This window comes from Paraburkholderia tropica (assembly GCF_900109265.1).
Taxonomy (GTDB): domain Bacteria; phylum Pseudomonadota; class Gammaproteobacteria; order Burkholderiales; family Burkholderiaceae; genus Paraburkholderia; species Paraburkholderia tropica.
Genome location: NZ_FNZM01000002.1, coordinates 94,158 through 112,553 on the forward strand (window position 1 = coordinate 94,158; position 18,396 = coordinate 112,553).

20 protein-coding genes are annotated in these 18,396 nt (G+C 65.8%); 17 read left to right on the plus strand and 3 right to left on the minus strand.

Annotation, left to right across the window (positions count from 1 at the left end; translation table 11 throughout):
• Positions 1 to 131 precede the first annotated feature (131 nt).
• The 5 genes from ctaD (at position 132) to BMY06_RS02790 (ending at position 3,952) form a co-directional block, all read left to right on the plus strand.
• Entirely contained in the window at positions 132 to 1,742 is a 1,611-nt protein-coding gene (gene ctaD / locus BMY06_RS02770; protein WP_065062134.1) for a cytochrome c oxidase subunit I, read from the plus strand.
• A 201-nt stretch (positions 1,743 to 1,943) separates the two neighbouring features.
• A complete protein-coding gene (locus BMY06_RS02775; RefSeq protein WP_216822702.1) occupies positions 1,944 to 2,084 on the plus strand; it encodes a cytochrome oxidase small assembly protein in 141 nt (46 codons plus the stop codon).
• Between the two features lie 39 nt (positions 2,085 to 2,123).
• On the plus strand, positions 2,124 to 2,705 hold the full coding sequence (locus tag BMY06_RS02780; RefSeq protein WP_074981452.1) for a cytochrome c oxidase assembly protein: 582 nt from the start codon (positions 2,124 to 2,126) through the stop codon (positions 2,703 to 2,705).
• Between the two features lie 39 nt (positions 2,706 to 2,744).
• Positions 2,745 to 2,966 (plus strand): DUF2970 domain-containing protein, encoded by a 222-nt coding sequence (locus tag BMY06_RS02785; RefSeq protein WP_065062140.1) that lies wholly within the window; start codon positions 2,745 to 2,747, stop codon positions 2,964 to 2,966.
• A gap of 128 nt (positions 2,967 to 3,094) precedes the next feature.
• On the plus strand, positions 3,095 to 3,952 hold the full coding sequence (locus tag BMY06_RS02790; RefSeq protein WP_065062142.1) for a cytochrome c oxidase subunit 3: 858 nt from the start codon (positions 3,095 to 3,097) through the stop codon (positions 3,950 to 3,952).
• A gap of 138 nt (positions 3,953 to 4,090) precedes the next feature.
• Here BMY06_RS02790 and BMY06_RS02795 read toward each other — a convergent pair whose 3' ends face one another.
• Positions 4,091 to 4,300, minus strand: a complete 210-nt coding sequence (locus tag BMY06_RS02795) for a twin transmembrane helix small protein (protein WP_028201826.1) — start codon at positions 4,298 to 4,300, stop codon at positions 4,091 to 4,093.
• Between the two features lie 114 nt (positions 4,301 to 4,414).
• On the opposite strand from BMY06_RS02795, the gene BMY06_RS02800 reads away from it, so the two are divergent.
• From BMY06_RS02800 to BMY06_RS02825, 6 genes are all read left to right on the plus strand, one after another.
• The gene (locus BMY06_RS02800; protein WP_074981454.1) at positions 4,415 to 5,161 is read left to right on the plus strand and encodes an SURF1 family protein; all 747 of its coding nucleotides are present in this window, start codon (positions 4,415 to 4,417) and stop codon (positions 5,159 to 5,161) included.
• 79 nt (positions 5,162 to 5,240) lie between these two features.
• Positions 5,241 to 5,894 (plus strand): SCO family protein, encoded by a 654-nt coding sequence (locus BMY06_RS02805; RefSeq protein ID WP_065062333.1) that lies wholly within the window; start codon positions 5,241 to 5,243, stop codon positions 5,892 to 5,894.
• A 40-nt stretch (positions 5,895 to 5,934) separates the two neighbouring features.
• Positions 5,935 to 7,044 carry a COX15/CtaA family protein gene (locus BMY06_RS02810; RefSeq protein ID WP_065062146.1) on the plus strand — a complete coding sequence of 370 codons (1,110 nt, stop codon included), beginning with the start codon at positions 5,935 to 5,937 and terminating at the stop codon, positions 7,042 to 7,044.
• A gap of 9 nt (positions 7,045 to 7,053) precedes the next feature.
• Positions 7,054 to 7,959 (plus strand): heme o synthase, encoded by a 906-nt coding sequence (cyoE, locus tag BMY06_RS02815; RefSeq protein ID WP_065062149.1) that lies wholly within the window; start codon positions 7,054 to 7,056, stop codon positions 7,957 to 7,959.
• Between the two features lie 4 nt (positions 7,960 to 7,963).
• Positions 7,964 to 8,602, plus strand: a complete 639-nt coding sequence (locus tag BMY06_RS02820) for an SCO family protein (protein ID WP_074981456.1) — start codon at positions 7,964 to 7,966, stop codon at positions 8,600 to 8,602.
• A 233-nt stretch (positions 8,603 to 8,835) separates the two neighbouring features.
• Entirely contained in the window at positions 8,836 to 9,648 is an 813-nt protein-coding gene (locus BMY06_RS02825; protein ID WP_065062151.1) for a MetQ/NlpA family ABC transporter substrate-binding protein, read from the plus strand.
• A 109-nt stretch (positions 9,649 to 9,757) separates the two neighbouring features.
• Here the strand turns inward: BMY06_RS02825 and BMY06_RS02830 are convergent, their stop codons facing one another.
• Entirely contained in the window at positions 9,758 to 10,093 is a 336-nt protein-coding gene (locus tag BMY06_RS02830) for a MarR family winged helix-turn-helix transcriptional regulator (RefSeq protein ID WP_124263144.1), read from the minus strand.
• A gap of 510 nt (positions 10,094 to 10,603) precedes the next feature.
• On the opposite strand from BMY06_RS02830, the gene BMY06_RS02835 reads away from it, so the two are divergent.
• The 6 genes from BMY06_RS02835 to nagE all read left to right on the plus strand — a co-directional run bounded on the left by BMY06_RS02835 (position 10,604) and on the right by nagE (position 18,175).
• Complete coding sequence (locus BMY06_RS02835) at positions 10,604 to 11,338, plus strand: GntR family transcriptional regulator (RefSeq protein WP_065062155.1); 735 nt, start codon at positions 10,604 to 10,606, stop codon at positions 11,336 to 11,338.
• Positions 11,335 to 11,493 (plus strand): hypothetical protein, encoded by a 159-nt coding sequence (locus BMY06_RS39460; protein ID WP_161495578.1) that lies wholly within the window; start codon positions 11,335 to 11,337, stop codon positions 11,491 to 11,493. The genes BMY06_RS02835 and BMY06_RS39460 overlap by 4 nt, the downstream gene beginning before the upstream one ends.
• The gene (gene nagA, locus BMY06_RS02840) at positions 11,487 to 12,590 is read left to right on the plus strand and encodes an N-acetylglucosamine-6-phosphate deacetylase (RefSeq protein WP_074981460.1); all 1,104 of its coding nucleotides are present in this window, start codon (positions 11,487 to 11,489) and stop codon (positions 12,588 to 12,590) included. The genes BMY06_RS39460 and nagA overlap by 7 nt, the downstream gene beginning before the upstream one ends.
• Positions 12,583 to 13,590 carry an SIS domain-containing protein gene (locus BMY06_RS02845; protein ID WP_065062160.1) on the plus strand — a complete coding sequence of 336 codons (1,008 nt, stop codon included), beginning with the start codon at positions 12,583 to 12,585 and terminating at the stop codon, positions 13,588 to 13,590. Before nagA ends, BMY06_RS02845 begins: the two co-directional genes overlap by 8 nt.
• 12 nt (positions 13,591 to 13,602) lie before the next feature.
• Positions 13,603 to 16,239 (plus strand): phosphoenolpyruvate--protein phosphotransferase, encoded by a 2,637-nt coding sequence (gene ptsP, locus BMY06_RS02850; protein WP_074981462.1) that lies wholly within the window; start codon positions 13,603 to 13,605, stop codon positions 16,237 to 16,239.
• 178 nt (positions 16,240 to 16,417) lie between these two features.
• Complete coding sequence (gene nagE / locus BMY06_RS02855) at positions 16,418 to 18,175, plus strand: N-acetylglucosamine-specific PTS transporter subunit IIBC (RefSeq protein WP_074981464.1); 1,758 nt, start codon at positions 16,418 to 16,420, stop codon at positions 18,173 to 18,175.
• Positions 18,176 to 18,263: 88 nt separating this feature from the next.
• Here nagE and cydX read toward each other — a convergent pair whose 3' ends face one another.
• The gene (cydX, locus tag BMY06_RS02860) at positions 18,264 to 18,380 is read right to left on the minus strand and encodes a cytochrome bd-I oxidase subunit CydX (protein ID WP_065062163.1); all 117 of its coding nucleotides are present in this window, start codon (positions 18,378 to 18,380) and stop codon (positions 18,264 to 18,266) included.
• Positions 18,381 to 18,396: the final 16 nt, after the last annotated feature.

Here is an 18,396-nt window from a genome sequence, read left to right on the forward strand (position 1 = left end):
TGCAACACGGCCGCGACGGCAAGCAGTCCATAAGAATTTAATAAACGCGCAGTACGCAGTACGAGCGGGCCTACGCACGCCCAGACCAACTGCAGTAAGAGACGCAAAGCAATTCGCTTCAGGAGAGAGTCATGTCTAGCATCGGACACGATGTAGCAGGGCACGGCCACGTGCACGGCGATCACGCGCACGAGACACCGCACGGCTGGCGACGCTGGCTGCTGGCCACCAATCACAAGGACATCGGAACGCTGTATCTGCTGTTCTCGTTCGTGATGTTCCTGTCGGGCGGCGTGATGGCGCTCGGCATCCGCGCCGAGCTGTTCGAACCGGGACTGCAGATCATGCGCCCCGAGTTCTTCAACCAGCTCACCACCATGCACGGCCTGATCATGGTGTTCGGCGCGATCATGCCGGCCTTCGTGGGCTTTGCGAACTGGATGGTGCCGCTGCAGATCGGCGCCTCGGACATGGCGTTCGCGCGCATGAACAACTTCAGCTTCTGGCTGCTGCCGGCCGCCGCGTGTCTGCTGGTCGGCTCGTTCTTCGCGCCGGGCGGCGCGACGGCCGCGGGCTGGACGCTCTACGCGCCGCTCTCCACGCAGATGGGCCCTGGCATGGACTTCGCGATCTTCGCGGTCCACATCATGGGCGCTTCGTCGATCATGGGCGGCATCAACATCGTCGTCACGATCCTGAACATGCGCGCGCCGGGCATGACGCTCATGAAGATGCCGATGTTCGCGTGGACGTGGCTCATCACCGCTTACCTGCTGATCGCCGTGATGCCGGTGCTCGCGGGCGCGATCACGATGCTGCTGTTCGACCGTCACTTCGGCACGAGCTTCTTCAACGCGGCAGGCGGCGGCGATCCGGTCATGTACCAGCACATCTTCTGGTTCTTCGGCCATCCCGAGGTCTACATCATGATCTTGCCGGCGTTCGGGATCGTCTCGCAGGTGATTCCGGCGTTCTCGCGCAAGCCGCTGTTCGGCTATAGCTCGATGGTGTACGCCACGGCGTCGATCGCGATTCTCTCGTTCATGGTCTGGGCGCACCACATGTTCGCCACGGGCATGCCGGTCACGGGCCAGCTGTTCTTCATGTACGCGACGATGCTGATCGCGGTGCCGACGGGCGTGAAGGTGTTCAACTGGGTCGCCACGATGTGGCGCGGCTCGCTCACGTTCGAAACGCCGATGCTGTGGGCCGTGGGCTTCCTGATCGTGTTCACGTTCGGCGGCCTCTCGGGCCTGATGCTCGCGATGGCGCCGCTCGACATCCAGTATCACGGCACCTATTTCGTGGTGGCGCACTTCCATTACGTGCTGGTGGCGGGGTCCTTGTTCGCGCTGTTCTCAGGGTGGTACTACTGGTCGCCAAAATGGACCGGCTGGATGTACAACGAGATGCGCGGAAAGATTCACTTCTGGTGCTCGCTGGTGTTCTTCAACCTCGCGTTCCTGCCGATGCACTTCGTCGGCCTCGCCGGGATGCCGCGTCGCTACGCGGACTATCCGGCCCAGTTCACCGACTGGAACCAGGTGATCACGATCGGCGCATTCGGCTTCGGGCTCTCGCAGGTGTACTTCCTGTTCTTCGTGGCGCTGCCCGTGTATCGCGGCGGCGGCGATCTGGAAAAGGCCGGCGACAAGCCGTGGGACGGCGCGACCGGTCTCGAATGGACCGTGCCGAGCCCGGCGCCGTTCCACACCTTCGAAAATCCGCCGACGGTCGAATAAGCCGCTTTCGGAACGCGGTGTCCGGCGCACGTTGCCGGACACGCCGACCACGCTGAACACGCAGAACGCGCCGAACAACGACGCCAATCCGCTAACGCACGCCGCCGTCTTTGTGCGGTTTTCATCGCAGCACGCAACGAGGAGCGATTCACGATGCGCATCACGATGACCGGAACGGACGCGGCCAACGGGCCCGCGAGCATGACGCGCAATACAGACAAAAGACGCACGCCCGAGCAGATTCGCGCGGGCAACCGCCGGCTCGGCCTCGTGTTGCTGGCGGTCGTCGCGGCCTTCTTTCTGGCCGGCGTCGTCAAGCAGGTGTATTTCGCCGGCCACTGACGCCGGGGCATTTGCCGTCTTACCGTAAGAGGAAGTCCGATGTCCACGCAGCATGCCGAAAACGACCGCGCCTTCAACCGATCGATGCTCGTGAAGCTCGTCGTGGTGGCGCTGTTGATGTTCGGTTTCGGCTTCGCGCTGGTGCCGATGTATCGCGCGATCTGCCAGATCACCGGCATCAACAATCTCGTGCAGCGCGACGCTACCGAGCGCGAGGCGCGCAACACGCAGGTCGACATGACGCGCACGGTGTCGATCGAACTCGATGCGAACGCGCGCGGACTGCTGGGTTTCCGGCCGGAGCAGCGCAGCATCGACGTGCATCCGGGCGAAGTCATGACCGTGATGTACGACATTTCGAACAACGAAGGACGCACGATCGACGCGCAGGCGATTCCGAGCTACGCGCCGAAGCAGGCGACCGAGTATTTCCGCAAGATCGAGTGCTTCTGCTTCACGCAGCAGACCTTGAAGGCGAACGAGACGAAACGCATGCCGGTGGTGTTCGTGGTCGACCCGAAGCTGCCGAAGGACGTGAAGACGATCACGCTGTCGTACACCTTCTTCGAGCTGAACAAGCCGGCGGTGCCGGCCGCGCCGAAGCAGGCGGCAGGCGCGTGAATTCCACCGATGACGCGGCACCCACGCAATGAAGCGCAGATGAACGCAAACGGCACGAACGGTAAAGGCAACGCGAAAAAGGGCAGCGTCCTGCAGCTCGTGAAGGCGGTCGCGTGGTCGTTTCTCGGCGTGCGCAAGCGCGCGGACCTCGAAGCCGACGCCGCGCAGCTGCATCCGGCGGCGCTGATCGCGGCGGGCATCATCGGCGCGGTGCTGTTCATCGTCGTGCTGTTGCTGATTGTGCACGCGGTGGTGGGTTGAAGCCGCGCGCGGCGCAAGACGAAACAACGGAAGCAGATCAGGCAACAAGCGCAGCAACACAACAAGAGACGCAACGAGAGACACACAGCCGGCTGCGGCCGGAGCAACTGGAAATTGGAGAATCAGGCATGAGCGGCCAAAACGATAGCCCGTACTACTTCATTCCGCACCCGTCGCGGCATCCGATCAGCGCGGCGCTCGGACTTCTGGTCATGCTCGCCTCGCTCGCGTCGTGGATCAACGGCGATTCGTGGGCGCCGATCGGCGTCGTGATCGGCTTGCTGTGGTTGCTGTTCACGCTCTATCACTGGTTCGGCGACGCGATCGCCGAATCGGAGGGCGGCATGTACGGCAAACGCGTCGACGTGTCGTACCGCTGGAGCATGAGCTGGTTCATCTTCTCCGAGGTGATGTTCTTCGGCGCGTTCTTCGGGGCGTTGTTCTACGCGCGCCAGATCGCGCTGCACCAGCTCGGCAGCCTCGACTACAAGCTGATCTGGCCGGACTTCTCCGCGGTGTGGCCGAACAACGGCCCGGCGGCCCTGGTCTCGCATTTCCGCTCGATGACGCCCTGGCCGGTGCCGACCATCAACACCGCGCTGCTGCTCTCGTCGGGCGCGACGCTCACGGTCTCGCACCACGCGCTGCGCGAGAATCATCGCACCAAGGCCATCGCGTGGCTCGCGGCCACGATCGTGCTGGGCGTGTGCTTTCTGTTCCTGCAGGCGTTCGAGTACATCCACGCTTACGGCGAACTGAACCTCACGCTCGCGTCGGGCATCTACGGTTCGACGTTCTTCCTGCTCACGGGCTTTCACGGCTTCCACGTGTTCCTCGGCGGCACGATGCTGACCGTGGTGCTGATCCGCATGATTCGCGGCCACTTCACCGCCGAGCATCACTTCGCGTTCGAAGGCGCAGCGTGGTACTGGCACTTCGTGGACGTGGTGTGGCTGGGGCTGTACGTCGTCGTGTACTGGCTCTGAGTGGCGCTGAGCGCGTGGCGCGACGCTTCGCGGCGACAACAGAACGCAAACGCCGCTCCGACCTCGTCGGCGCGGCGTTTTTGTCTTTGACGTCCTGACGATCGAGCGCGAAGGGCGAGCGGGAAAGCGGTGCGCGAATCAGCGCCCGTACGGAATGCCGGTGGACTGAATCCAGCCCATCCAGTGCGCGAAGAGGATGAAGAGGAAGAGGGAGATCGAGAGGCCGACGCGCGTGGCGAGCGACCAGACCATGCGCTTGGTGCGGCCCCGGTCGTGCATCATGAAGTAGAGCGCCGAGATCATGCTGGCGATGATCAGCGCGAACGCAACAGGGACCAGGATGTGCATGAAGTTCACGGAATTTGGCATGACTGAAAACGCCCATCTCATTATGGCACCGAGGTTCGCCGTGTGGGGTTCGATCGCGGCGATCATCGGTATTTCGCGCATTGGACGTACCCGATGAAAATCCGCCTCGTTCCCGCGCTGCTCATTCTGCTCGTGATGGCCGTGACGATCCGGCTCGGCTTCTGGCAGCGCGACCGCGCGCATCAGAAGGAAGCGCTCCAGGCGCAGATCACGCAGTACGAAAACGCGACGCCGCAGATCGTGGGCGCGGCGCCGCTCGCGCTCAAAGACGTCGAATTCCATCGCCTGCGCGCGACCGGCACGTTTTTGCCTGAGCGCGTGGTGTATCTCGACAATCGTCCCTATAACGACCAGCCAGGCTTTTACGTCGTGATGCCGCTTAAACTCGAAACCGGCGGCGTGGTGCTCGTGAATCGCGGCTGGCTGCCGCGCAGCATCGATAACCGCGAGACGATCGCGCCCTATGACACGCCTGCTGGCACGGTCACGGTGGAAGGCATCGCGCGCGCGGATGCGTCGCGGGCGTACGAACTGGGTGCCGGCGGCTCTGCAGCGCATCAGAAGATACGGCAGAATCTCGGCGTCGCTTCCTACGCGGCGGAAACCGGATTGCCCCTGCAACCCTTCGTGATCCAGCAGACCGCCTTCGTGCCGGCCTTCAAGGACGGCCTCGTGCGCGACTGGCCGGCGCCCGCCACCGACGTCGAACGCAACTACGGCTACATGCTCCAGTGGTGGGGCATGGCGGCCGCGGCGCTCGGATTCGGGCTGTATGCGGCGCGCCGGGCTGCGGCAAAAGAGCGCATGCACGGTCCGATGCCGGGCACGAAGGACGCCTGATCATCCGATGGGGCAGGATCGTCCGCTGGCTCAGCTCAGCGCAGGACAAACCGGAAGCGACAACAACGAGGTTCAAGCAGTGTCGACTCACACACCCGATACATCGCAGGTCCCGCGCCACCCGGCGCGCGGCGGCAACGGTCAGCAGAAAGGTTCGTGGCAACGCGGCCGCTGGATGCTGCTGCTCATCGTCATCATTTGCGGCGCGCCCATCGTGCTGTCGTATTTCACGTATTACGTGATCAAGCCGAAGGGCGGCAGCACGAGCTACGGCACGCTGATCGAACCGCAGCGCACGATTCCGTCCGCGCTGACGGTGACCGGCGACGACGGCCGCGAAGTGCCGCTCGCCTCGCTGAGCGGCCGCTGGCTGATGCTGACGGTGGACAGCGGCGCGTGCAACGACGCCTGCGCGCAGAAGCTCTATTTCATGCGCCAGGTGCGCGCGACTCAAGGCGCGGAGCGCGAGCGCATCGTCACGGTGTTTCTGCGCACCGACGACGCGAACGTGCCCGACAAGGTGAAGCAGGCTTACGCGGATACGCGCATGTTGCGCGCCAACCCGGCTTCCGTGGCCGCGTGGCTGCCCGCCACCGACACGACCAAGGACACCGATCACATCTATCTGGTCGATCCCAACGGCAATCTGATGATGCGATTCCCGGCCCAGCCGGATCCGTCGAAGATCAAACAAGACGTCACGAAGCTCCTCAAGTGGTCCCGCATCGGTTAAGGTGCGCAGCGCGTCTGACAGAGAAGAGTAAGAGAAAGAGATGTTTATCCTGGAGCTGGGCCTGATCGGCCTGTGCATCGCGTTGCTGCCGCTCTCGTGGGTCTGGGTGAAGGCCGACGACAACAAGTTTCGCAAGCTCGTGTGGCTCACGACGTTCATGACGCTCGACCTCGTCATGTTCGGCGGTTTCACGCGTCTCACCGATTCGGGCCTCGGCTGCCCCGACTGGCCGGGCTGCTACGGCACCTCGTCGCCGTTCATCGCGCACGCGCAGATCGCTGCGGCGCATCTGGCCATGCCCACCGGTCCCGTCAGCATGTCGAAAGCGTGGATCGAAATGATTCACCGCTACTTCGCGATGGCGATCGGCGTGCTGATCATCGCGCAGACGGCGATCGCCTGGCGCGCGCGCATCAAGCGCATGCCGCTGCACGTCTCGCCGTGGTGGCCGACGGCGCTGCTCGGCCTGATCGTCGTGCAGGGTGTGTTCGGCGCCTGGACCGTGACGATGAAGCTGCAGCCGATCATCGTCACCACGCATTTGATGCTGGGCCTCACGCTGCTCGGCGCGCTCGCGTGGCTCGCCGCGCGCATGACGCCGCTGCCCGCCTACGAGCCCGACGCCGCGCGCTGGCGCGCGGCCGCGCTGATCGGGCTCGTGCTGCTGATCGCGCAGATCGCGCTGGGCGGCTGGGTGAGCACGAACTACGCGGTGCTCGCCTGCACCGACTTCCCGACCTGCAACGGCGCGTGGATTCCGCCGATGGATTTCCATCACGGCTTCCACCTCTGGCGCGCGCTCGGCATGGACGGCAACGGCGACGTCATCACGCAGGACGCGCTGGTCGCGATCCACTGGACGCATCGCACGTTTGCCTTCGTGGTGATCGCTTATCTGGTAGGGTTCGCCTTGAAAATGCGGCGCTATGCCTCCTTGCGCCGTCCCGCGAACTGGGTTCTGATCGTGATCGCCCTCCAGTTCCTGACAGGACTTTCGAACATCGTCCTGCAATGGCCATTGCCCATCGCGGTGGCTCACAACGGTGGCGCGGCGATCCTGTTGCTTTTGCTCGTCGTGCTAAACTTTCGAATTGCTTGTAGCCGCCCCGGTCGCGCCGTTCTCCCTGCGCGCGACACCGCTGCGGTGTGATCCCGCCCTATGGAAAGTACAACCCTCCCCCAGTCGCCCGGCAGCCGCGTTTCGCAATATCTCGCGCTGACCAAGCCGCGCGTCACCCAACTGGCCGTGTTTTGCGCGGTCATCGGCATGTTCCTCGCCGTGCCGGGCATGGTGCCCTGGAAGCAGCTGATCGGCGGTACCGTCGGCATCTGGCTGACGGCTGGCGCAGCCTTCGCGATTAACTGTCTCGTCGAACAGAAGGTCGACGCCCGCATGCGCCGCACGTCGTGGCGTCCCTCGGCGCGCGGCGAGATCACGAGCCGGCAGATCCTGCTGTTTTCGGCGGTGATCGGCGGCGTGGGCATGTGGGTGCTCTACACGTTCACGAATCCGCTCACGATGTGGCTCACGGTCGCGACCTTCATCGGTTACGCGATCATCTACACGCTGCTGCTCAAGCCGGCCACGCCGCAGAACATCGTGATCGGCGGCGCCTCGGGCGCCATGCCGCCCGCGCTGGGCTGGGCCGCCGTCACCGGTCACGTGCCGGGCGACGCGTGGATTCTCGTGCTGATCATCTTCGTCTGGACGCCGCCGCACTTCTGGGCGCTCGCGCTGTATCGCCGCAAGGACTACGAAGCCGCGGGCCTGCCGATGCTGCCGAACACGCACGGTGAGAAGTACACGCGCCTGCACATCCTGCTGTACTCGCTGATCCTTTTTGCCGTCGCGTTGATGCCCTACATCTCGGGCATGAGCGGTCTGCTGTATCTGGTGTCGAGCGTGCTGCTCGGCGCGATCTTCCTCGCCTACGCCTGGAAGATCTATGTCGAGTATTCGGACGACCTCGCGCGCGCGATGTTCCGTTACTCGATCATCTATCTCTCGCTGCTGTTCGTCGCGCTGCTCGTCGATCATTACGTGCACGCACTCATCGGGGCGTAACGCGATGGTCCGCACTTCGCTAGCGCGCCTCGCGCGCGCCACGGTCGTCGCGCTCGCGGCGACCGCTCTCGTGGGCGGCACGCTCGCGCTCGAAGGGTGCGGCCAGCAACCGCCGTCGTTCTCGAACCTCGACATCACGGGCAACACGCAGTTCGGCAAGGACTTCTCGCTGCCCGATTCGCACGGCAAGACGCGCACGCTCGCCGACTTCCAGGGCAAGGTGGTCGTGCTGTTCTTCGGCTACACCCATTGCCCGGACGTCTGCCCGACCACGATGGCCGAGCTTTCGCAGGCGCTCCAGCAACTCGGTCCCGACGCCGCGAAGCGCGTGCAGGTGATTTTCGTGAGCGTCGATCCGCAACGCGACACGCCCGAGATCCTGAGCCAGTACGTCAGCGCGTTCGATCCGACCTTCATCGCGCTGCGTCCGGCCAACGACGAGCAGCTCAAGCAGATCACGAAGGACTTCCGCGTCTACTACGCGAAGGTGCCGGGCACCACGCCCGACAACTACACGATGGATCACACGGCGGCCAGCTACGTGTTCGACACCACGGGCAAGCTGCGCCTGTTCGCACGTGACGGCCAGGGCGTCACGCCGTGGCTCCACGACCTGAAGATCCTGCTCGATATCAACGGCTGAGCGGCTCGCATCCTCGCCGGCAGCGGCGCACACTGGCGCGCGCCGGCATACCCGTATGCGATTTCTTTATTTCGCGGGGCGCTCATCATATGGGATCATTTATGACTGCGCCGACGCGCGGCACATGACGCCGCCGCGACCGGCGACGTGACAGCCGCGACCGCGCGGCAAGACCCGCGACAATTCTCGCGATAAAAACGCGATCAATACGCATCCAGCTCGAAACTCACTCCATGCAGCGCAGAAATCTGATTAAAGCTCTCCTCGCCGGCGTCGCCGCCACCACCCTCGCAGCCAGCTTCGGCGCACGCGCGGACGACCAGGTCATCAAGGTCGGCACCGTGTCGGGTCCGGACGCGCAAGTCTGGGCCGTGGTCCAGAAGGTCGCGAAGCGCGAAGGCCTGAACGTCAAGGTCATCGAGTTCAACGACTACGTGCAGCCGAACGCGGCGCTCGATTCGGGCGACCTCGACGCCAACAGCTTCCAGACCGGCCCGTACCTTGACAGCCAGATCAAGCAGCGCGGCTACAAGATCGTCAACGCGGGTCTCACGTACATCTCGCCGATCGGCGTGTACTCGAAGAAGCTGAAGTCGCTCAACGACCTGCCGCAAGGCGCGAAGGTCGCGGTGCCGAACGATCCGTCGAACGAAAACCGCGCGCTGCTGCTGCTGCAGAGCAAGGGTCTGATCAAGCTGCGCGCAGGCGCGGGCACGAACGGCAACAATGCCACGGCGCTCGACGTCGCGTCGAATCCGAAGAAGGTGAAGCTGGTCGAACTGGACGCCGCGCAACTGCCGCGCGCGCTCGGCGACGTCGACGCTGCCGTGATCAACACGAACTACGCGCTCGCCGCCGGCCTGCAGCCGACCAAGGACGCGATCGCGATCGAAGACATCCACAGCCCGTACGCCAACCTGATCGCCGTGCGCGCGCAGGACAAGGACAAGCCGTGGGTGAAGAAGCTGGTCGCCGCTTACCAGTCGGAAGACGTGCGCCAGTTCATCAAGAACGAATTCAAGGGCTCGATGGTCCCGTCGTTCTAAGCGCTGACAGATAAGCGCCACTTGGGCGCTTCATCGCCGCAGACGAAAAAGCCGCTTCGAAAGAAGCGGCTTTTTTCTTTGGCGCGTCGCCGTGAATGCGCGACGGCGCCTAGCTCAAAAGCTGCTGCACCACCCGCATGGCCTCGACGAGCCGCGCCTGCTCGTCTTTCGTCAGCCTCGCCAGCATGCTCTCGATATTGCCGATCGCGGCCGTGGCGAGCGCCGCATAGGCTGCCCGGCCGCCTTCCGTCAGACGCAGCAGCGTCTGGCGCGCATCGGCTTTCGAGGGCTCGCGCGAGATCAGCGCGCGTTGCTCGAAACCCGTCAGGATGCGGCTCAGATACCCGGAATCGAGCGAGAGATTGCGCGCGAGCGCGGCGGCGGTATCGGCGCTATTGCTGGCCAGTTCGCGCAGGATGCGCATTTCCGTCAGCGAGTAGGGCATGGGCGGAAGGCCGCCGACGTGTGTGCCCAGAAATTTTCGATAGAAGCGATTGAACTGCAGGACGGCTTCTGCATGCCGTCTCGTGTCGGAATCGTTTGACAACCTTCTTACCCCGTCGTCATTCGTTGATATTGGTCAGATGCCACTATATGGGATGTTTTCGTCTGACGATATTGTTGTTTGCCTTCGCGCAGGGGTATTGGTCCTACAGCGGTATTACGGTGGTGTGCTCCGACATGGCTTTTAACTGGCTTGTGGTCCGCTACCGGTAGACCAAAACTGGGCTCTCCAGGGAAAACACCGAGACCAATCGGGCACCGCGCCAAGCCTTATGAGTTCGTGCAAGTTATTGATTTTTCGCGAGGTTTTCTCGCGCAGGCGAAAGTTCACGCGTCCGTTGACTGGTATTATTGTGGTTATATAATGGGCTCGCTTTCGAACCGGGCCGCCGAGTGTCAATGCCGGGCCGCCCGGGCGCCCCACGATCTGTCCACTGCTGGCCGGAGTTCCATGGAAACCCGTTGGTCTGCCCTGATGCCCGACGCGCGCAACGTCACGCCGCTCTATCTGCAACTGGCGCGCAACCTTGCCACGGCCATTCACTGCGGCGTGTGGTCGGCTGGCGAGGCGCTGCCTTCGGAGCGCACGCTGTCGGACGCGATCGGCGTGTCGCGCATCACCGCGCGCAAGGCGATCGAACTGCTCGTCGAGCAGGGTCTGATCCGGCGCGCGCGCGGCGCGGGCAGTTTCATCACGCCGCGCGTCGAGGACCCGCTGTCGCGCCTCACCGGCTTCACGAAAAAGATGGAGCAGCGCGGATTCACCGCCGATTCGGTGTGGCTCGAGCGCGAAGTGCGCCCGGCGCGGCGCGAGGAAATCGTCCAGCTCGGTTTGTCGCCGGGCGCGTCGGTCACGAGTCTGCGGCGGCTGCGCCGCGCGGACGGCACCGTGATGGCCGTCGAGCATTCCGCGCTGCCGGTGTCCATCGTGCCGAATCCGGCGCTGATCGACGGCTCGCTGTACGCGTACCTCGAATCGCGCGGCCAGCCGGTCGTGCGCGCGCTGCAGCACTTCAGCGCCGTGAATGCGACCGGCGAGATCGCCGCGCTGATGGGCGTGGAGCCGCGCGCGGCGCTGCTCGTGATCACGCGTGTGGGTTTTTCGCCCGACCAGCGCGCCATCGAGTTGACGGACACGTACTGCCGCGACGGCTATTACGACTTCGTCGCGGAGCTGCGGCAATGAAGAAAGTGGCAGGCGAAAAAGCGGACGAAAAAGCAGGCGAATTCGAAGTCGGACGGAACGCACGGCCGCGTCAGGACTCTCTCATGGACATCGACGTAACGACTTATCGCGCGCCGGCCAACGTCGCGCGCAACATCGGAAAAATCTCATGCTGAGCGGAAATATTCTCACCCCCGAAGGCTGGATCAACGGCACGCTGTCGTTCGAGAACGGCCGCATCGCGTCGATTCAGGGCGAGGCCGCCGATCCGTCGAAGAACGACGCGCCGTACATCATTCCCGGCTTCATCGATCTGCACGTGCACGGCGGCGGCGGCGCCGACGTGATGGAAGCGGGCGACGCCATCGAAACCATCGCGCGCACGCATGCGCGCTTCGGCACGACGAGCCTGCTCGCCACCACCATGACCGCGCCGCGCGACGAGCTGATGAGCGTGGTCGCGGGCCTCGGCGACGTCGCGCGCCAGCGCACGCCGGGCGCCGCCCGCGTGCTGGGCGTGCACCTCGAAGGGCCGTACATCAATCCGGGCAAGCTCGGCGCGCAGCCCGACGCGGCCGTGTCGGCCGTGCTCGACGAAGTGCTCAAGTACCTGGCCATCGCGCCGATCCGCGTGGTGACCGTCGCGCCCGAAATCGCGGGCCATATCGAGATCATCGGCGAAATGGCGGCGCGCGGCGTGCGCGTGCAGCTCGGCCATTCGCTCGCCACCTACGACGACGCCGTCGCCGCGCTCAAGCACGGCGCCTGCGGTTTCACGCATCTGTTCAACGCGATGTCGCCGCTGCACCATCGCAATCCGGGGTTGGTCGGCGCGGCGCTCGCGCACGCGGAATACGCGGAGATCATTCCGGACCTGCTGCACGTGCATCCGGGTGCGATCCGCGCGGCGCTGCGCGCCATTCCGCGCCTTTATGTGGTGACCGACAGCACCTCGGCCACCGGCATGCCCGACGGCGAATACCGCCTCGGCAGCCAGCACGTGACGAAGTGCCTCGGCGGCGTGCGTCTCGCCGACGGCACGCTCGCGGGCAGCACGCTCACCATGGATCAGGCGCTGCGCAATCTCGTCTCGCTCGGCTTGCCGATCGCGGACGTATCCGCGCGCCTGTCGCGCTACGCGGCCGACTACCTCGGCATCGAAGACCGTGGCCGCCTCGTGCGCGGCGCATGGGCCGATGTCAACGTGTTCGACCGCGAACTGGCGCTCACCGCGACCTATGTCGAAGGAGAATCGATTGTCGAATATGCTTAAAGAAGCGCTGGCCTCGGCCGGCGTCGTCGCGGCGCAACTTGCGGACACCTCGCGCGTCGAGGCGCTCGCGGACGTGCTGCAAGCCGAGCCGCGCCAGGTCGCGCTGACCGTCGCGCGCGGCAGCTCCGACCACGCGGCGAGCTATTTCGCCGCGCTCACCATGAGCCGCCTCGGCGTGCCGGTCGCCTCGATTCCCATGTCGATCGCCACGCTCCAGCAGGCGCCCTTACGTGTGCGCGGCCAGTTCGGCCTTGCTTTCTCCCAATCAGGCAGGAGTCCTGATCTCGTCGCCACCATGCGCGTGCTGCGCGAAGCGGGCGCGCTGACGGCGTCGATGGTCAACGTCGCCGGCTCGCCGCTCGCCGAAGCCGCGGGCAACGAACTGCCGCTGCTCGCCGGTCCCGAGCTGAGCGTCGCGGCCACCAAGAGCTATATCGCGATGCTCGCGATGTCGGCGCAACTCGTGGCCTTCTGGCAGCGCGACGCCGCCTTCCTCGATGCCGTGCGCGCGTTGCCCGACGCGCTCGAACGCGCGGGCACGCTCGACTGGTCGAAGGCCGTCGACGAACTGCGCGACGTGAAGCAGATGCTGGTGATCGGACGCGGTCCGGGGCTCGCGATCGCGCAGGAAGCGGCGCTCAAGCTCAAGGAAACCTCGAGCATTCAGGCCGAAGCGTTTTCGAGTGCGGAAGTGCGTCATGGTCCGATGGAGCTGATCGATCGCGACTATCCGCTGCTCGTGTTCGCGCCGCGCGGACCGGAACAGGCAGGTCTCGTCGACTTCGCGCGCGACATGCAAAAGCGCGGCGCGCGCGTGCTGCTCGCCGCGCCCGCCGACGTGCCGGACGCCACGTTGCCGCTCGTCACGGCCGCCGATGCGTCGCTCGATCCGATCGCCGCGATCCTGTCGTTCTACGTGATGGCGGCGGGTCTCGCCGCCGCGCGCGGACGCAATCCGGACGAGCCGCGCTTCCTGAACAAAGTCACCGAAACCCACTAGATTGGAAAGCTGATGGAACGCATCCAGGAGTCCCGTCTGATGAACCCGGAACATGCCGCCGCGCGCGTCGAACTCGTCGCGCCGCTAACCGGACCGGTCGTGCCGCTCGCATCGGTCCCCGATCCGGTGTTTTCGGAAGGTCTGTTCGGCGACGGCATCGGCGTCGATCCGCTCGTCGGCCGCCTTGTCGCGCCGTGCGACGGCACCGTCATGCACCTCGCGCGCACCGGCCACGCCGTCACGCTGCAAAGCGCCGAGGGCGCGCAGATTCTCGTGCACATCGGCATCGACACGGTCGAGCTGAACGGCAAGGGCTTCACCCCCCAGGTCGAGCAGGGCGCACAGGTGCGCCGTGGCGATCTGCTGATCGAATTCGATCTCGATATCGTGGCGTGTCACGCGCCGAGCCTGGTGTCGGTGATCGCGATCGCGAACTCCGATGCGTTCGAAGTCGTCGAGCGTGCGGGCGCGGGCCACGTGCGCGCGGGCGAGACGACACTGCTCGTGCTGCGCGCGCGCGACGGCGCGGCTGTCGAGGCGAGCGTCACCAACGTGGTGATGGACGAAGTGCGCCGCACTGTCACGCTCGCGCATGCGGGCGGCCTGCATGCGCGGCCCGCGGCGCGGGCGCGCGAAGCGGTGCGCGGTCTGGAAGCGCGCGTCGAGGTGCGTTACGGCGAGCGCAAGGCGGCCATCGAAAGCGTGGTCGGCCTGCTCGGGCTGGGCGCGGGCGAGGGCGCGACGATCGAACTCGTCGGCATGGGCCGCGAGGCGCAGAAGGCCGTCGACGCCGTGGCGGGCGAGTTGCTGCGCGAGGCGCCGGGCGAAGTGTCCGAAACGCCTGCGCGCGAGCTTTCGCCTGCGCCGCTTGCTGCTGCGCCTGCTGCCGCTAACGCGCAAACCGCGCAACAGCGTGCACAGCAAAGCGCGCCGGGCACGCTGATGGGCGTGTGCGCCGCGCCGGGTGTGGCGGTCGGCAAGCTGGTCCGCTGGGACGACGCCGAACTCACGCCGCCCGAACTCGCGAGCGGCACGCCGGCGGCGGAAAGCCGTCTGCTCGACAAGGCCGTCGCGGCCATCGACGCCGAACTCGAAGCGTCCGTGCGCACGGCGTCGCAGCGCGGCGCGATCGGCGAAGCGGGCATCTTCCAGATGCATCGCGTGCTGCTCGAAGACCCCACGCTGATCGACGCCGCGCGCGATCTAATCAGCCTCGGCAAGAGCGCGGGCTTCGCGTGGCGCGAGGCGATCCGCGCGCAGATCGCCGTGCTCGGCAAGGTCGACGATTCGCTGCTCGCCGAACGCGCCGCCGATCTGCGCGACCTCGAAAAGCGCGTGCTGCGTTCGCTCGCCTATACGAGCGGCGCGGCCGGTGCGAACGGCGCGGCGCAACGCGAGTTGCCCGACGAAGCCGTGCTCGCCGCCGACGAATTCACGCCCTCCGATCTCGCCACACTCGACCGCACGCGCGTGACGGCGCTCGTGATGGCGCGCGGCGGCGCGACCTCGCACGCCGCGATCATCGCGCGTCAGGCCGGCATTCCGGCGCTGGTCGCGCTGGGCGACGCGCTGCATCAGATCGAGGAAGGCGCGCAGGTGATCGTGGACGCGAGCGCGGGACGCTTCGCCTTCGCGCCCGGCGCCGCCGACATCGAACGCGCGCGCACCGAGAAGCAGCGCCTCGCGGGCGTGCGCGAAGCGAACCGCCGCACCTCGCACGAAGCCGCCGCCACGCGCGACGGCCACGCGGTCGAAGTCGCGGCCAATATCGCGACGCTCGACGACGCGCGCACGGCCGTCGACAACGGCGCCGACGCCGTGGGCCTGCTGCGCACCGAACTCATGTTCATCCATCGTCAGGCGGCGCCGACGGTCGAGGAACATCGCCAGAGCTATCAGGCCATCGCGGAAGCGCTCGCGGGCCGCACGGCGATCATCCGCACGCTCGACGTGGGCGCCGACAAGGAAGTCGATTATCTGACGCTGCCGCCCGAGCCGAATCCGGCGCTCGGCCTGCGCGGCATCCGGCTCGCGCAGGTGCGCCCGGATCTGCTCGACGACCAGTTGCGCGGCCTCGTGGCCGTGAAGCCCGAAGGCGCGCTGCGCATTCTGCTGCCGATGGTCACCGACGTGGGGGAACTCGTGCACCTGCGCGAACGCATCGACGCCTTCGCGCGCGAAGCGGGCCGCAGCACGCGCGTCGAAGTGGGCGTGATGATCGAGGTGCCGTCGGCGGCGCTGCTGGCCGACCAGCTTGCGCGTCACGCTGATTTCCTGTCGATCGGCACCAACGATCTCACGCAGTACACGCTCGCGATGGACCGCTGCCAGCCCGATCTCGCCGCGCAGGCCGACGGCTTGCATCCGGCCGTGCTGCGTCTCGTGGCGATCGCGGTGGAAGGCGCGCGCAAGCACGGCAAGTGGGTGGGCGTGTGCGGCGCGCTGGCGGGCGATCCGCTCGCGGTGCCGCTGCTCGTCGGTCTCGGCGTGACCGAGCTGTCGGTCGATCCGGTCTCGGTGCCGTCGATCAAGGCGCGCGTGCGCAAGCTCGACTACGCGCTGTGCCGCGATCGCGCCCAGGACGTGCTGATGCTCGAATCGGCGCAGGACGTGCGCGCCGCGAGCCGCGCGAACTGGCCGCTCGACTGAACGGCGCGTATCGCTTCGGAATCCGGTAATCAGGGCTCCGAAGGTTTTCAACGGTTTCGCAGGTTTTCAACGGTTTCCCAAACCACACCCCGGCGCGCGCAGCGATCGCGCGCCGGCTTTTCTCACCTCAATACGTCTCGCCGCAATACCTCAAGAGACAGGGACTGGAGGCAGTTCGATGGATGGCAATCCGTTTCTCAAGATCCAGAGCCTCGGCCGCGCGCTGATGCTCCCGATCGCAGTGCTGCCCGTGGCGGGCATTCTGCTGCGCTTCGGCCAGAGCGACATGCTCAATATCAAGATCATCGCCGACGCGGGCGGCGCGATCTTCGACAACCTGCCGCTGCTGTTCGCGATCGGCATCGCGGTCGGCTTCGCGAAGGACAACAACGGCGTCGCGGCGCTCGCGGGCGCGCTCGGCTATCTGGTCGAGACCGCCGTGATGAAGGACATCAACGACAAGCTCAACATGGGCGTGCTGTCGGGCGTGGTGGCCGGTGTCGTCGCGGGCATGCTGTACAACCGCTTCAAGGACATCAAGCTGCCCGAGTTCCTCGCGTTCTTCGGCGGCAAGCGTTTTGTGCCGATCATCACCGGGCTCGTGTGTCTCGCGCTCGGGGTGATATTCGGCTATGCGTGGGGGCCGGTGCAGAGCGTGATCGACACGGCGGGCCACTGGCTCACCACGGCGGGCGCGATCGGCACCTTCGTGTACGGCCTGCTCAACCGTCTGCTGCTGGTCACGGGGCTGCACCACATCCTCAACTCGCTCGTGTGGTTCGTGTTCGGCACGTTCACGCCGGCGGGCGGCGCGCCGGTCACGGGCGACCTGCATCGCTTCTTCGCGGGCGACCCGACGGCGGGCGGCTTCATGGCCGGCTTCTTCCCGGTGATGATGTTCGGCCTGCCGGCCGCGTGTCTCGCCATGCTGCACGAAGCGCCGAAGGAAAAGCGCGCGATGGTGGCGGGCCTGCTGCTCTCGATGGGCCTCACCTCGTTCCTCACGGGCGTGACCGAGCCGATCGAGTTCACCTTCATGTTCCTCGCGCCGGTGCTCTACGCGATCCACGCGGTGCTCACGGGCCTGTCGCTCGCGATCTGCTCGCTGCTGGGCATCAAGCTCGGCTTCACGTTCTCGGCGGGCGCGATCGACTACGTGCTGAACTACGGCCTCTCGACGCACGGCTGGGAAGCGATTCCGCTCGGCGTGGCGTACGCGGTCGTGTACTACGTGCTGTTCCGCTTCTTCATCCGCCGCTTCAATTTGCCGACGCCGGGCCGTGAAGCCTCGGCGGGCGATACCGAAATCGCCGAGTCGATGTCGGGCGTCGCGGTGCCGGGCATGGCAGCGACTTCGCGCGCGGCGCGTTATATCGATGCGCTCGGCGGCGCGGCCAACCTCAAGGTGGTCGATGCGTGCACGACGCGTCTGCGTCTGAACGTGGCCGATCCGGCGCGCGTGTCGGAGCCTGCTTTGAAGGCGATCGGTGCGCGCGGCGTGCTCAAGCGCGGCGGCGAAAGCGTGCAGGTCATCATCGGGCCGGAAGCGGACATCATCGCCGACGAGATTCGCGGTGAGCTTGCGCGCGGCGGTGTTTCATCGAATGTGGCGAATGTGGCCAAGGCGGTGAATGCCGCCGCCGTGGCTCCGGCCGTTGCGCAAAGCGCGCCGGCTGCGGCGGGCGCGCGCAACGCCGGTCCGCTCGATCCGAATCCGTCGCGCTGGCTGGCCGTGCTCGGCGGCGCGGCGAACATCGTCTCGCTCGATGCGGTCGCGGCCACGCGTCTGCGCGTGATCGTGCGCGATCCGGCCGCGGTCGACCGCGTGAAGCTCGACGCGCTCGACGTGGCGTGGGTGTCGGCGGATACGCTGCACATCGTCGTCGGCGACGCTGCGCCGCGTTACGCGCAGGAACTGGCGCTTCAACCGGCATGATCGGCTGAACCGGCGACATCGGCGAAATAAAAAACCGGCAGGTTGCCAGCCTGCCGGTTTTTTTATGGGCGCGTCGCGGCGCCGTACGTTAATGCGCGTCGTCGCCGTGGGTTTGCATCTTCTGCTGCTCGTCGAGCCACATCACGTTGATGATGCCGAAGGCGAGCGCCACGCCGATGCCGAGAATCCAGGTGAAGTACCACATGATGTTTGCTCCTGCC